Origin of the sequence: Rhodococcus sp. ACS1, from assembly GCF_002300155.1 — a bacterium.
Taxonomy (GTDB): Bacteria; Actinomycetota; Actinomycetes; order Mycobacteriales; family Mycobacteriaceae; genus Rhodococcus_F; species Rhodococcus_F koreensis.
In genome coordinates, this window is record NZ_NSDZ01000005.1 from 274,078 (window position 1) to 286,037 (window position 11,960).

Annotated in this window: 8 protein-coding genes; 5 read left to right on the forward strand and 3 right to left on the reverse strand. The window is 68.5% G+C overall.

The window, feature by feature from the left end; all coding sequences use genetic code 11:
• Positions 1-12 precede the first annotated feature (12 nt).
• Together CJ179_RS22070 and CJ179_RS22075 are read left to right on the forward strand one after the other, a co-directional pair.
• Complete coding sequence (locus tag CJ179_RS22070) at positions 13-1,980, forward strand: sensor histidine kinase (RefSeq protein ID WP_072938245.1); 1,968 nt, start codon at positions 13-15, stop codon at positions 1,978-1,980.
• On the forward strand, positions 1,977-2,651 hold the full coding sequence (locus CJ179_RS22075) for a response regulator transcription factor (RefSeq protein WP_095862905.1): 675 nt from the start codon (positions 1,977-1,979) through the stop codon (positions 2,649-2,651). The genes CJ179_RS22070 and CJ179_RS22075 overlap by 4 nt, the downstream gene beginning before the upstream one ends.
• 10 nt (positions 2,652-2,661) lie before the next feature.
• Here the strand turns inward: CJ179_RS22075 and CJ179_RS22080 are convergent, their stop codons facing one another.
• A complete protein-coding gene (locus CJ179_RS22080; protein WP_095862906.1) occupies positions 2,662-4,311 on the reverse strand; it encodes an amidase in 1,650 nt (549 codons plus the stop codon).
• Between the two features lie 235 nt (positions 4,312-4,546).
• Between CJ179_RS22080 and CJ179_RS22085 the strand changes: the two genes are divergently transcribed.
• The 3 genes from CJ179_RS22085 to CJ179_RS22095 all read left to right on the forward strand — a co-directional run bounded on the left by CJ179_RS22085 (position 4,547) and on the right by CJ179_RS22095 (position 9,133).
• Positions 4,547-5,761, forward strand: a complete 1,215-nt coding sequence (locus CJ179_RS22085; RefSeq protein WP_095862907.1) for an acetyl-CoA C-acetyltransferase — start codon at positions 4,547-4,549, stop codon at positions 5,759-5,761.
• Positions 5,762-5,790: 29 nt separating this feature from the next.
• Positions 5,791-7,932: a 3-hydroxyacyl-CoA dehydrogenase NAD-binding domain-containing protein gene (locus tag CJ179_RS22090; RefSeq protein ID WP_095862908.1), complete on the forward strand. Its 2,142-nt coding sequence runs from the start codon at positions 5,791-5,793 to the stop codon at positions 7,930-7,932.
• A 154-nt stretch (positions 7,933-8,086) separates the two neighbouring features.
• The gene (locus tag CJ179_RS22095) at positions 8,087-9,133 is read left to right on the forward strand and encodes a type IV toxin-antitoxin system AbiEi family antitoxin domain-containing protein (RefSeq protein ID WP_095862909.1); all 1,047 of its coding nucleotides are present in this window, start codon (positions 8,087-8,089) and stop codon (positions 9,131-9,133) included.
• A gap of 23 nt (positions 9,134-9,156) precedes the next feature.
• On the opposite strand, the gene CJ179_RS22100 is transcribed toward CJ179_RS22095, so the two are convergent.
• Positions 9,157-10,458: a class I SAM-dependent methyltransferase gene (locus tag CJ179_RS22100; protein ID WP_072938230.1), complete on the reverse strand. Its 1,302-nt coding sequence runs from the start codon at positions 10,456-10,458 to the stop codon at positions 9,157-9,159.
• Positions 10,455-11,906, reverse strand: coding sequence for an FAD-binding oxidoreductase (locus CJ179_RS22105; RefSeq protein WP_095862910.1), 1,452 nt, complete (start codon positions 11,904-11,906; stop codon positions 10,455-10,457). The genes CJ179_RS22100 and CJ179_RS22105 overlap by 4 nt, the downstream gene beginning before the upstream one ends.
• Positions 11,907-11,960 lie beyond the last annotated feature (54 nt).

Consider the following 11,960-nt stretch of genomic DNA (forward strand, 5'->3'; position numbering starts at 1 on the left):
CTCGTTCGCACCATGGCGAAGCAGAAGGACACTCCGAGGACCGAGGGGTCGGCAGGTGCGGGCGGTGCGCCCGTACCCGCTGCCGTCATGGCGGTGTCCGCGTGGATCCTGGTCGTCCTGTCGGTGGTGGCGTTCGTCCGGGCCGATCCGGGCATCGATTCGAATCAGCTGTTCTTCCTGGTGGACGTCGTCGGGGCGGCGGTCTACGGAACTGTGGCGGGTGTCGTGCTCGCGCGGCGGGTGCACCCGGTGCCGATCATCCTGGGGCTCACCGCGATCGGCGTGGGTCTCGCCGCACTCGGCTACAGCTACTCGCAACTCGCGGCCGTGCGTTCGGGGCTGCCGTGGGTCGATGTGCTGTCGCCGTTGCAGAACACGGCGTGGATTCCCGGGACGCTGAGCCTGTTCCTGATCGTGCCGTGGCTGATCCGCGACCATCCGCTCGGCGTCGGCGCGAAACTCGGCGTCCTCGCCGGTGTCGCCGCGACGGCCTGGTACTTCTGGTCCCGCACGTTTACCGGGATCCCCGCGGTCTGGCAGATCGCGCCCGTCCTCGTGGTCGGCTTCGCGGCGGCAGCGGACTGCGGGTGGCGGTGGCGGCACGGCCCACCCGGCGAGCGCGTCGGTCTCGGCTGGATGTGCCTCGGCACGGCGCTGATGACGGCCGCGTACATTCCGCTGGCGCTGCCCGCGTCGCTGCCGGGGCTGTGGGTGCTCAACCCGTTGGTGCACTTGGCGGTTCAGGCCTTCTACCCGGTCGCGATTCTGGTGTGCATCCTGCGTCAGCGCATGTGGGGGTTGAACCTGGCCGTCAGCCGCGCGACGGTGGCCGGCACCCTCACCGTTGCGCTGCTGGTGCTGTACGTGGTGGTGGTCGCGGCGCTGACGGCACTGCTGCCCGACGGCGATTCGGTGGGGGCGCAGGTGGTCGCGGCGGGTGTCGTCGCCGTCGCGGTGCAGCCGGTGCGGTTGTGGTTGCAGCGGCGGGTGCACCGCCTGGTGTACGGGGAGGGCGAGGATCCGGCGCGGGCCGTCCGCACCCTCGGCAGGCAGTTCGGCAGCGCCGAGACCCCGGAACAACTCCTCGAGGGTCTCGCTGCCGGCGTCGGCGTCGCGTTGCGGCTCGAATCCGTGTCCGTGCGGCGCGCCAGCGGGGTTGCCGCCGTGTGGGGTTCGGCGACGGGACCTGCCGAGTCGGTGGAGTTGGTGCACCGCGGTGCGGTGCTGGGGACGATGGTCGTGACGGCACCGCCGGGGGAATCGCTGGGGGCGCGCACCCGACGATCGCTCACCGAACTGTCGGCGGTCGTGACGGCCGGTCTCGTCGTGCTGCAGTCGGCGGAGAACCTGCAGGAGGCGCGGCGTCGGCTGGCGTCCGTGCGACTGGAGGAGCGGCAGATGATTCGCCGCGAACTGCACGACGGCCTGGGTCCCTCGCTCGCGGGCATCCGGCTGGGCCTGCAGGGCGCCCGGAACCTGCTCGGCTCCGATCCGGTGGCCGCCGCGGAACTCATCGACGCGCTGCAGGAGCAACTCGACCATCAGGTGGAAGGCGTCCGGCAGCTGTCGCGCAGCATGTTCCCGCCGGTGCTCGACGAACTCGGACTGGTCCCGGCGCTGCACGAACTGGCGGCCAGCCAGTCGCGCAGCGGGTTCCAGCTGCGGGTGCAAGCCGATCCGCCGCCGAGGCTGGGCGCGGAGATCAGCGCCGCGGCGTACGGGATCGTCGTCGAGGCCGTCACCAACGCGCGCAGGCACAGCGGTGCCGACGGCTGCCGGGTCGACGCCACGGTCGCCCGGGAGGTGCTGACGGTCGTCATCCACGACGACGGGTGCGGGTTCGATCCGGCCGGGGGCGGCGGCGTCGGCACCCGGTCGATGCGCGAGCGGGCACACGAACTCGGCGGCACGCTGCACATCGAATCCGGCCGTCCGACAGGCACGGTGGTCACCGCCCGGTTACCGTTGACCGCATCATGAGTGCGGGCACGAAAAGTTCCACCACCTCGTCCATCCGGGTAGCCGTCGTCGACGACCACCCGGTGTTCCGGCTGGGCATGGTCGCGTTGCTGTCGACCCTGGACGGCATGGAGGTGGCCGCGCAGGCCAGTTCCGTCGCGGAGGCGCTCGACGTCGTCGACGGGGACGTCGACGTCGTGCTCATGGATCTCGAACTCGGCGACGGTTCGGGGGTGGACGCCACCCGGCGGCTCGTCGAGCGGTACCCCGCCCTGCGGGTGCTCGTGGTCACCATGCACGAGGACGACGAATCGCTGGTCGCGTCGGTGCGTGCCGGGGCGCGCGGCTACCTGGTGAAGGGGGCCGATCCGGGGGAGGTCGAACGCGCGGTCCGGGCGGTCGCCAACGGGGAGGTGATTCTCGGCGCCGCGGTCGCGGCCCGCGCGATGAGCTTCATGGCCGCCTCGCGCCGGATGGAACCCACCGTGTTTCCGGAACTCACCGACCGCGAACGGGAGGTTCTCGACCTCGTCGCCCGCGGCTACGACAACGCGAGCATCTCGCGCAGACTTGTGCTGAGCCCGAAGACGGTGCGCAACCACGTGTCGAACGTGCTCGCCAAGCTGGGTGTGCCCGACCGTCCCGCCGCCATCGTGCGGGCACGGGACGCGGGCCTCGGACTCGACACCTGAGGCGCCGGGGTCACACCGCCGCAGTCGAGGTGGTCGGCACGAATCGGATGCCCGGGCCGGTGTCGTCCGTGTTGGTCGCGGTGGGCCCAGCGCCCGGGGCCGCGACCCGCACTTCGGGGATCTGCCGGGGCGCGGCGCCGAGTGGCGGCGCGTCCCGCCACACCGGCTGCGCCTCCTGCAGTTCCAGGACGATGGAGATCAGCGCCGCCTCGGACCACGGGACCCCGCCCAGCTGCACCCCGAACGGAATGCCGGTGGCCGCGGACCGGCCCACCGGCGTGCAGACGACCGGTGCGCCCGTGTAGTTGGCCCAGAAGTAGTTCTCCCGCGCACCGGCGAACACACTCGAATCGGAGAGGTCGTCGCGCCGTACCCCGTCGGTGAGCGCGCCGGGACGCAGAATTGCGTCCAGTCGGTGCTCGGCGAACATCCGGTTGTAGTCGTGCTGGAAACGCAGGCGCGCGCGTTCGAGGGCGAAGTAGTCGGCGACGGGCAGGGCGAGGCTCGCCATCGCCGCGGTCGCGGCGAGCGCCGACTCCGCGCCGTATGCCGGGAGCCGGTCCGCGAACTGCCGGTGGTACGAGCCGAATTCGGCGTAATCCCCACTCAGCAGCCCCGTCGGGACCTCGGGCTCGGCGACGTCGACGATCTCGCCGCCCAGTGCGCGGACGAGGTCGAGGAACCCGGCGAACAACGTCCCGATCGGGCCGGGCAGGTCGTCGGCGACACCGTGCGGCAACCCGAAACGTCTGCCGGACAGCGGACGTGACCCGCCCGCGGCGGCCAGCGGGTACCCCTCCGCGGGAACGTCGGGGCCCACCGACGTGCTGGGATCGTCGACGTCGACGCCCGCCATGTGGCTCAGGAGCAGCGACGCGTCGGCGATGCTGCGACCCATCGGACCGGTGTGATCGCGGGTCCAGGTCAGCGGAATCACCCCGCTGGTGCTGCACCGACCGAACGTCGCTTTGATCGACGTGATCCCGCACGCGCTCGCGGGGATGCGCAACGAACCGCCGGTGTCCGTTCCCAGCGCGCAGGGCGTGAACCGGGCGGCGAGGGCGGCGGCGCTGCCACCGGACGAGCCGCCCGGCGAATACGCGACGTCCCACGGGTTCCCGACCTGCGGCGTCGCGGTTCCGATGGCGAATTCGTGGGTGTGCGCGTGGCCCATCAGCACCATGCCCGCGTCGCGCAGTTGCCGCCACACCCCGGCGTCGCCCGCGGCGATGTTCCCGTCGAGGACGCCGCTCGACGCGGTCACGGGCAGCCCGGCCACCGCGTACAGATCCTTCAGCGCGATCGGCAGTCCGCAGACCAGCGGGGCGGACCCGGTCGCCAGTCGCCGCGCGGCGGACTCCGCGGCCTCGTAGGCCTGCTCCGGGTAGATCCGGATCCACGCCTCGACGCCGCCGTCGTGCGCCGCGCTGCGCGACAGGCACGCGTCGAGCAGTTCGCGCGGATGCAGCGCCCGGGACTGCAACAGCGCCGCCGCCTCGACGGCACTCAGAAGTGCCGGATCGGACGCGGAAATCGCGGCGGGCGACGGCAGGCGGCGTGCCGGATTCGCGGTCGCGCCGGCACGCCCCAGGCCGGCAACGGTCACCGCACCCGCGGTCGCGGCGCCGAACAATTGCCGGCGGGACAGTCGGGTGGTCACAGCGTGTTCTCCTCCGCTCGGGTCGCGTCGAGCGCCGCGCCATTACAGCACGAAACGGCGGTTCCGGCAGGGCCGAGATCGCCCCGTCGTGATCGCCTGGGTCACGATCCAGGATCGCTTCGGTCCTTCCTCCTGTTTTGCAACACGTTCTAAGGTAAATGTGCCGGGGTATGCCCCGTGCAGAGCGCCGTGTGCACGGTCGGCGTCGACGCAGATAAGGAAGGAACACTCCACAGTGACCACAGAGGCATTCATTTATGAAGCCATCCGGACCCCGCGCGGCCGCGGAAAGAAGACCGGTTCGCTGCACTCGGTCAAGCCGATCTCGCTGGTCACCGGCTTGATCGACGAGCTCCGCGCCCGCTTCCCCGACCTGGACGAGGATCGCATCTCGGACCTTGTCCTCGGCGTCGTCACCCCCGTCGGCGACCAGGGCATGGACATCGCCCGCGTCGCGGTCAACGACGCGGGACTGCCCGACACCGTCGGCGGCGTGCAGCTGAACCGGTTCTGCGCGTCCGGCCTCGAGGCCGTCAACACCGCCGCGCAGAAGGTGCGGTCCGGCTGGGACGAACTGGTCATCGCCGGTGGCGTCGAATCGATGTCCCGCGTGCCGATGGGCTCCGACGGCGGACCGTGGGCGCTCGACCCGGCCACCAACTACGACAACTACTTCGTCCCCCAGGGTGTGGGAGCCGACCTGATCGCCACCATCGAAGGCTTCTCCCGCGAGGACGTCGACGCGTACGCCGTCCGCTCGCAGGACCTCGCCGCGAAGGCGTGGACCGGCGGCTATTTCGCCAAGTCCGTCGTCCCGGTCAAGGACATCAACGGCCTCGTCGTCCTCGACCAGGACGAGCACATGCGTCCCGGCACCACCCTCGAGAACCTCGCGGGCCTCAACCCGTCCTTCGCCGGCGTCGGCGAGATGGGCGGCTTCGACGCCGTGGCGCTGCAGAAGTACCACTGGGTCGAGAAGATCAACCACGTCCACCACGGCGGCAACAGCTCCGGCATCGTGGACGGCGCCGCACTGGTCCTCGTCGGGTCCGAGCAGGCCGGCAAGGACATGAGCCTGACCCCGCGCGCCCGCGTCGTCGCGACGGCCACCAGCGGTGCCGACTCCACGATCATGCTCACCGGCCCCACCCCGGCCTCGAAGAAGGTGCTCGCCGCCGCCGGTCTGACCGTCGACGACATCGACCTGTTCGAGATCAACGAGGCGTTCGCGTCCGTGGTGCTCAAGTTCCAGAAGGACCTGAACATCCCCGACGAGAAGCTCAACGTCAACGGCGGTGCCATCGCGATGGGGCACCCGCTCGGAGCCACCGGCGCCATGATCACCGGCACCATGATCGACGAGCTCGAGCGCCGGAACGCCCGGTACGCCCTCATCACCCTGTGCATCGGCGGCGGTATGGGCGTCGCCACCATCATCGAGCGCGTCTGACCGCCCGGACCATCAGGAGACTTGAAGCAGTGAGCGAGCAGAACATCATCAACTGGGAACAAGACGCCGACGGCATCGTCTTGCTCACCATCGACGATCCCAACCAGGGCGCGAACACCATGAACGACGCCTACATCTCCTCGATGAAGGCGACCGTCGACCGCCTCGTCGACGAGAAGGACTCCATCACCGGTGTCGTGATCACGTCCGGCAAGAAGACGTTCTTCGCCGGCGGGGACCTGAAGAACATGATCAAGGTCGGCCCGGAGAACGCCGACGAGATCTACAGCCACAGCGTCGCGATCAAGTCGGATCTGCGCCGCCTCGAGACTCTGGGCAAGCCCGTCGTCGCCGCCATCAACGGCGCCGCACTCGGCGGCGGACTCGAGATCGCCCTGGCCACGCATCACCGCGTCGCGGCGGACGTGAAGGGCGTCAAGATCGGCCTGCCCGAGGTCACCCTCGGCCTGCTGCCCGGCGGCGGTGGCGTCGTGCGCACCGTCCGCATGCTCGGACTGCAGAACGCCCTCATGCAGGTGCTGCTGCAGGGCCAGCAGCGTGGACCGGTGCAGGCCAAGGAGGTCGGACTCGTCGACGAGGTCGTGTCCTCGGTCGAGGATCTGGTGCCCGCCGCGAAGGCGTGGATCAAGGCCAACCCCGAGGGCGGCGTCCAGCCGTGGGACAAGAAGGGCTACCGGATCCCCGGCGGCACCCCGTCCACCCCGGCGTTCGCCGCGAACCTGCCCGCGTTTCCCGCGAACCTGCGCAAGCAGCTCAAGGGCGCACCCATGCCGGCACCGCGCGCCATCATGGCCGCCGCCGTCGAGGGTTCGCAGGTCGACATCGACAACGCGCTCCTCATCGAGGCCCGCTACTTCACGTCGCTGGTCACCGGTCAGGTCGCGAAGAACATGATCCAGGCGTTCTTCTTCGACCTGCAGGCCATCAACTCCGGCGCGTCCCGCCCTGAGGGCATCGAGAAGACACCCATCACCAAGGTCGGTGTGCTCGGTGCCGGAATGATGGGCGCCGGAATCGCCTACGTCTCCGCGAAAGCCGGCTTCGACGTCGTCCTCAAGGACGTCACCATCGAGGCGGCCGACAAGGGTAAGGCGTACTCCGAGGGCATCGAGGCCAAGGCGCTGTCGCGGGGCAAGACCACCGAGGAGAAGTCGAAGACGCTGCTCGACCGCATCACGCCGACCGCCGACCCCGCCGACTTCGCCGGTGTCGACTTCGTCATCGAGGCCGTGTTCGAGTCGCAGGAACTGAAGCACAAGGTCTTCCAGGAGATCGAGGACATCGTCGACCCGAAGGCGCTGCTCGGCTCGAACACGTCGACGCTGCCGATCACCGGCCTCGCGACGGGTGTGAAGCGGCAGGAGGACTTCATCGGAATCCACTTCTTCTCGCCTGTCGACAAGATGCCGCTCGTCGAGATCATCCGAGGCGAGAAGACATCCGACGAGGCCCTCGCCCGCGTCTTCGACTACGTGCAGGCCATCCGCAAGACGCCGATCGTCGTCAACGACTCGCGCGGCTTCTTCACCTCGCGCGTCATCGGCACGTTCATCAACGAGGCCATCGCCATGCTCGCGGAGGGCATCGAGCCCGCCACCATCGAACAGGCAGGCATGCAGGCCGGCTACCCGGCGGCACCCCTGCAGCTGTCCGACGAGCTGAACCTCACGCTGATGCAGAAGATCCGCAAGGAAACCGCGGAAGCCGCGAAGGCCGAAGGCAAGGAACTGCCCGCCGACCCGGCAGGCGACGTCATCAACACGATGGTCGACAAGTTCGACCGCAAGGGCAAACTCGGCGGCGCAGGCTTCTACGACTACGCCGACGGCAAGCGCACCGGCCTGTGGCCCGGGCTGCGGGAGAACTTCGGTTCCAAGGAACTCGAAGTCCCGTTCCAGGACCTCATCGAACGCATGCTGTTCATCGAGGCCATCGAGACGCAGAAATGCTTCGACGAGGGCGTACTCCTCACCACCGCCGACGCCAACATCGGCTCCATCATGGGTATCGGCTTCCCCGCCTGGACCGGCGGTGTGTCGCAGTACATCCAGGGCTACGAAGGCGGCCAGGCCGGCTTCGTCAAGCGCGCCGAAGAACTCGCCGCCAAGTACGGCGAGCGCTTCACCCCGCCGGCGTCGCTGAAGGCGTAGGCGGCTCCGCCGCCCGTGCGCCTTTTTGGTAGCTGCAACAACCAAAAAGGCGCACGGGGCGGGTTATCCACAACTTCGCGGTTATCCACAGGCAGAGTGGATAACCGCGTTTTTGTCGGCATCGGAGTCGGACTCGCATCGCACGATGCGCCGTATGACCGACATCGATCTCCGCGACTTTCAACGCCTCGTCGACACCCAGTTCGGGCTCGTCACGCAGTCCCAACTCGAGCCGTTCGGCTTCTCCCGGGGGAGGGTTCGCCATCTCCTGGACTCGGGGCAGTGGCGCCGTGTCCTCCAGGGCGTCTATGCCGTCACCAACGGCCCATTGACGCGGCAGATGATCCTGTCCGCGGCACTCCTCTACGGCGGCGGCCATTCGATGCTCAGCCACATCACCGCCGCGGAGGAATGGGGGATGGTTCCCGTCCGCGACGGCGAACCGATACACATCACGGTGCCGTACGGGAAGTCTTCGCGGTGCCAGAGCGCAACCGGCATGCGTCGGTCGCGTAAGCCGGGCAACCCGATCGCGCTGTCCTCGTCATTGCATCCCGGTGTGATCGTGCACCGGTCGCGGGCGCACGATTACATTGCCGTCGATACGGAGCAACCCCGGACGGCAAGGGCGGACACGGCTCTGGATGTGGCGATCGCCGAGCCCACGGCACGGGACGCTTACACCCGGCTCGTCGCGCTCGTGACCAATGCCCGGATCCCACTGCGCGACATCCGGCGACGCATGGAGGAGCGACGACCACGTCGGTACGGCAAGGCGCTCACGGACGCGGTACGACTGCTCGCCGACGGAGTGCAGTCGGTGCTCGAGTACCGCTATGCCACCGACGTCGAGGATGCGCACGCGCTGCCGCGGGCGCGGAGGCAGTCACCGGTAGTCGTGGACGGACGCACCCTCTTCGAGGACTGCGACTACTCCGACCACGGTGTGCCGCTCATCGTCCGACTCGACGGTCGCCGCGCGCACGCGATGGCGGAGGTGGCGTTCCGGGACCGCCGACGCGACAACGCGGCGGAACTGCAGGGGCGGCCGCGACTCGTGTACGGGTTCGACGAGGTGACGAAAAATCCGTGCGTCGTGGCCCAGGAAGTGGAGACCGTGCTGGTGCGGGAGGGGTGGAGCAGGCCCGGCGAAAACCCCTGCCGGGCCTGTGAGTGGTTAAGGAGTGCAGAGACTCCTTAACCACTCACGGGCGGCGGAGCCGCCTACTTCCACCACGGCCGGAGCGGGACGTGCGCCTCGCCCTTCGGCCCGAGTTTGACGGCGAGGACCTGGTGCAGCTGAACGACGTTGCGTTCGAAGCCGAGTCGCGACCCGGCCATGTAGAGGCCCCACACGCGGGCGGTGCCTTCCCCGACCTCTTCGACGCAGGCGTCCCAGTTGTCGACCAGGTTCTGGCACCATCCGGCGAGGGTGAGTGCGTAGTGCTCGCGCAGGTTCTCCTCGTGCCGCACCTCGAGTCCGACGTTCTGGATCTCGGAGATGATGCGTCCGGAGCCGGTGAGTTCGCCGTCGGGGAACACATACCGGTCGATGAACCCGCCTGCGCGGGCCTGACTCTGGTTGTCGGGCCGGGTGATGCAGTGGTTCAGCAGCCGGCCGCCTTCGCGGAGTTTGCTCTGCAGCAGTCCGAAGTAGGCGGGGTAGTTGCCGACGCCGATGTGCTCGGTCAGTCCGATGGAGGAGATGGCGTCGAATCCGGTTTCGGGGACGTCGCGGTAGTCGGAGAACCGGACCTCGGCGAGGTCGGACAGCCCCTCTTCGGCGATGGCCTTCTGCGCCCATTCGGCCTGTTCGCGGGACAGGGTGACGCCGATGACCTTGACGCCGCGGCGTGCGGCGAACCGGACCATCGATCCCCAGCCGCAACCGATGTCGAGCAGGCGGTCGCCGGGCTGGAGGCCGAGCTTCTCGAAGACGAGGCGGTACTTGTTTTCCTGTGCCTCTTCGAGGGTCTGCTCGGCGTTCTCGTAACACGCGCACGTGTACGTCATGGATGGCCCGAGGACATACTCGTAGAAGGTGTTCGAGACGTCGTAGTGGTGGTGGATGACCTCGGCGTCGCGGGACTTGGAGTGCCGCAGTCCTTCCGCGACCCGACGCCACCGCGGGAGGTGCTCCTGCGGGGGAGGGGCGATGGGGCGCAGCAGATCCCAGCCGAGCGAGCGGGTGATGGCGGCGAGCGTGAGCGCGGACGGACGACGGAAGTGCAGTTCGTCGCCCATGACGCGGAGGATCTCGTACGGATCGCCGGGGTGGACGCCGCGGGCCTCGAGGTCGCCGGATACGTAGGCCCGGGCCATGCCGAGGTCGCCGGGGGCGGTCGCCAGGTAGGTGGTGCCCCTGGTCGTCTTGAGGTGGAGCCCGTAGGGGGCGTCCTCCGGGCCTGCGGCGCTGCCGTCGTAGGCGGAGAACCGCAGGGGGAGCATGCCGTCGGACAGAGTTTCGAGAATCTCTGCGATGGTCAGCTTGTGGTCTTGCGAGCGTGAAGCTTTCAGGGTTGTCATCGACGTTGCACCGCCTTGGAGAAAAGGTCCAGTAATCGTGATTTGGGGTCGTAGCGTTTTTTCAGTTCCGTGTATCGATCGCCGCCGTAGTAGAGGCGTTCGAAGTCTTCTCGTGAATAGTACGAATCGGAGTAGAGGGACTTGTGTCCGTCGAAGTCGCTGACCTTGTCTTCGATCAGCCGATTCGCCGCCCCCTCGGGCCGGCCCGGGACGATGGGTACCGAGGACCAGAAGCCGATGTTCACGTAGGTACGTTTCGGTTCGAGGGGGTACAGGGGCCAGGGGCGTTGCGAAGACGCGCCTGCGGGGGCGGGTTCCCGCAACCGCAACGGGCACAGCCACAGCGGCTCGATGGGGATCTCGTCGAGGAACCAGCGGACGAAGTCCGCGGTGCGCTCGATGGGCACTTCGACGTCCTGCACGACGCGTTCCCGCGGCGGGTTGCCCTTGCGCTTCTCGAGTCGGTCGCCGATGTCATACTTGTGGTCGAGGGCGATGAGCTTCCAGTAGAAGCTGCTGCGGAGGAGCTTCTTCGGCCACAGCCGGCGGACGGTGGGGTTCTGGGCGCCGAAGGCGCGCGAGCACCAGAACCAGTCGGTGTCCCAGCGCCACAGATAGTCTCGGATGGTGAGTTTGTCCGTTTTCGGGTGGTTCACGGAACTGTGCTGGATGGACCGGTAGAAGATGTTCTGGCCGGTGTAGTCACTGACGGGGCCGCCCTCGTCGGTCTGATGGCCCAGCGTGAGGTAACTCTCGGACTCGGTGAAGACGACACCGTCCAGGTAGTCGACGGGGATGCCGTCGTGGACGCGCTCGGTGACGATGCGATCCATCGCCGACTGCAGTTCGTCCAGCGAGTCGAAACGCAGATGCCGCAGTGCCACATACCGTTTGACGGGCTCGAGCTGGATGCGCAGACGCGTCGAGTAGCCGAGTGTTCCGTAGGAGTTGGGGAACCCCCAGAACAGGTCGGAGTTCTCGCCTTCCGGTGTCGCGGTGACGATGTCGCCGGTGCCGGTCAAGACGTCGATCTCGAGGACCGATTCGTGGGGGAGCCCGCTGCGGAACGACGTCGACTCGATGCCGAGGCCGGTGACCGCGCCACCGAGGGTGATGGTCTTGAGCTGCGGAACCACCAGCGGCGCCAACCCATACGGCAGGGTGGCGTCCACCAGGTCCTCGTAGGTGCACATTCCGGCGACATCCGCCGTCCGGGCCTGCGGGTCGACGGCGATGACCCCGCCGAGGCCGGAGACGTCGAGGCCGGGTGCGCTGGTCTGCGCCCGGGCCCGGAACAGATTGGACGTCTTCTTCGCGAGCCGCACGGTGGCGTCCGTGGGAATCGCGCGGTAGGACGCGAGGAGTCGTCGGACGCCGGCGCGATGGGCGTCGATCCCCGTGACGGGCAGAGTGCGATGCGCACGGAAGGGGCGTCCACCCTCCCGCATGCTTTTCAGTAGTTCAACCGAAGAGGCAGCCACACCTTGACGCTATCCCTCTCC